General features: G+C 60.6%; 2 protein-coding genes. Both read left to right on the top strand.

Going from position 1 to position 2,763, the window contains the following annotated elements; genetic code table 11:
* Window positions 1-552 precede the first annotated feature (552 nt).
* Window positions 553-846: a co-chaperone GroES gene (gene groES, locus FGQ61_RS09500; protein ID WP_022094351.1), complete on the top strand. Its 294-nt coding sequence runs from the start codon at window positions 553-555 to the stop codon at window positions 844-846.
* 96 nt (window positions 847-942) lie between these two features.
* Window positions 943-2,580: a chaperonin GroEL gene (gene groL, locus FGQ61_RS09495; protein ID WP_006234938.1), complete on the top strand. Its 1,638-nt coding sequence runs from the start codon at window positions 943-945 to the stop codon at window positions 2,578-2,580.
* The last annotated feature ends 183 nt before the right edge of the window (window positions 2,581-2,763 follow it).

Below are 2,763 nucleotides of genomic sequence, written 5' to 3'. Positions count from 1 at the left end.
AAAGGGAAGAGGCGGGTCATGCCCCGCCTCTTACACCACATCTCTGCGCGCTACCGTTAACCCCACATCCCACCCCTCAGTTGCGGTGAAATACGGACTAAATAACACCTCAACAGCCAAAAACAGTCCATATTCCACCGCAACTTAAGGGGCACGTTTCAGCAACGTGCCCCTTTCTTGTTCGCTCCATCTGCATCGCCATTTTGCTGCACTGACTTTTCTGAATACCGGGCCCGAATTAGTTAACCTGGCTCCCGGGGCGGACCGGAGGGCATGAAGTTTGTCGCGAGTTCCGCACGCAAAGGAAAGCACTTAATGTGCTTTCCGTCTTGCGCAGGACTGTAGAGCAGCAAACTTCATGCCCTCCGGTCCGCCCCGGGAGCCACTGCCAAGTTATCCCCCGGCATTCAGAAAATCTAAGTGCCAAAAAATAAGATTTTTTGACTCTGTGTTGTATAACCCGCCATTCGTGGGTACCATTCAACGCGTACGCAAACAAAAAGGGTTAATTCGCGTGGCATAACCACGCGGCCCAAAAAGGAGGAGACAAGCATGTCGTCTTTGAAGCCGCTTGCAGATCGTGTTCTGGTCAAGCCCGACGAGGCCGAGCAGAAGACCGCTTCTGGTCTGTATATCGCCAGCAACGCTCAGGAGAAGCCGCAGCGCGGCACCATCGTTGCCGTGGGCGCCGGCAAGGTCAACGACAAGGGTGAGCGCATCCCCATGGACGTCAAGGTTGGCGACGTTGTCATCTACGGTAAGTTCGGTGGCAACGAGGTCAAGGTCGACGGCGAGAAGTATCTGCTGATGCGCGCCGACGACATCTACGCTGTCGTCGAGGCCTAGTCTCGTCGGAATCTCTGATTCGTCTTTGAACGCGCCTGCCGCATAGGACTCGGAAGCGGCGACGCGAGTCACATTTCTTTTGGAGGATTACTCACCATGGCAAAGAACATTACGTTCAACACCGATGCCCGCGCTAAGCTCGCCAAGGGCGTCAACACTCTGGCCGACGCCGTTACCGTCACCATGGGCCCCAAGGGTCGCTACGTTGCGCTGCAGCGCACGTTCGGTGCCCCGACCATCACCAACGACGGCGTTTCCGTCGCCAAGGAGATCGAGCTCGAGGACAACATCGAGAACATGGGCGCCCAGCTGGTGAAGGAGGTCGCCACCAAGACCAACGACACCGTGGGTGACGGCACCACCACCGCAACCCTGCTCGCTCAGGCCATCGTCAACGACGGCCTGCGCAACGTCGCCGCTGGCGCCAACCCGCTGGCCATTCGTCGCGGCATCGACAAGGCCGTCAACGCCGCCGTCGCCGAGATGAAGAAGCAGGCCAAGCCGGTCGAGACCAAGGAGCAGATCGCTTCCGTCGGTACCATCTCCGCCGGTGACCCCGAGGTCGGCGAGAAGATCGCCGAGGCCATGGAGGTCGTGGGCAAGGACGGCGTCATCACCGTCGAGGATTCCCAGACGTTCGACATCACCATCGACACCGTCGAGGGCATGCAGTTCGACAAGGGCTATGTCTCCGCTTACTTCGTCACGGACAACGACCGCATGGAGGCCGTGATGAAGGATCCGTACATCCTCATCACCGACCAGAAGATCTCCAGCGTTCAGGACATTATGCCCGTTCTCGAGGCTGTCCAGCGCGCTGGCCGTGGCCTGCTCATCATCGCTGAGGACATCGACGGCGAGGCACTGCCGACCCTGGTCCTCAACAAGATCCGCGGCGCCCTCAACGTCTGCGCCGTCAAGGCCCCGGGCTACGGCGATCGCCGCAAGCGCATCCTCGAGGACATCGCCGTCCTCACCGGTGGCCAGGCTGCCCTGGACGAGCTGGGCGTGAAGGTCGCTGACATTACCGCCGATATGCTCGGTACCGCTAAGTCCGTCACCATCTCCAAGGACAACACCGTCGTCGTCGGCGGCGCTGGCTCCAAGGAGGCCATCGACGCCCGTATCGCTCAGATCAAGGGCGAGATGGAGAACACCACCTCTGACTTCGACCGCGAGAAGCTCCAGGAGCGCCTGGCCAAGCTCTCCGGTGGCGTTGCCGTCATCAAGGTCGGCGCTGCTACCGAGTCTGAGCTCAAGGAGATCAAGCATCGCGTCGAGGACGCCCTGCAGGCTACCCGCGCTGCTGTCGAGGAGGGCATTGTCGCTGGCGGCGGCGTCGCCTTCATGGACGCTGCTCCTGCGCTCGACGCTGTTGAGATCGACGACCCCGAGGAGAAGATCGGCGTCGATATCGTCAAGAAGGCTCTGACCGCTCCGGTCGCTACCATCGCCAAGAACGCTGGCTTTGAGGGCGCTGTCGTGGTCGACAAGGTTGCCGAGCTGCCCGCCGGCCAGGGTCTCAACTCTGCCAACGGCGAGTGGGGCGACATGATTGAGATGGGCGTCCTCGACCCCGTCAAGGTCAGCCGCGTCACCCTGCAGAACGCTGCTTCTGTCGCCAGCCTGATCCTCATCACCGAGGCCACCGTCTCCGATGTGCCCAAGAACACTCAGCTTGAGGACGCTATCGCTGCTGCCACCGCTGGTCAGCAGGGCGGCGGTATGTACTAAGGCCGACAAGGTCTAGAACTCCCACCGGGAATCCGGGGGCGTGACGGGGGTTTCTCTCCGGAACGTCCTCGGACATGCAAAGAGGCTCCGCATCGCGCTTCGCGCTGCGGAGCCTCTTTGCGTCCTGACGCTCCTATTTGGCAAGGTGTTTTTTAGAATCCATTTTGCGCTCGGCCTCGAAGG

The sequence above is a fragment of the Collinsella aerofaciens genome, from assembly GCF_005844325.1.
Taxonomy (GTDB): domain Bacteria; phylum Actinomycetota; class Coriobacteriia; order Coriobacteriales; family Coriobacteriaceae; genus Collinsella; species Collinsella aerofaciens_G.
The sequence above is the reverse complement of the archived record's forward strand: the minus strand, read 5'-3'. Positions and strand labels throughout refer to the sequence as shown.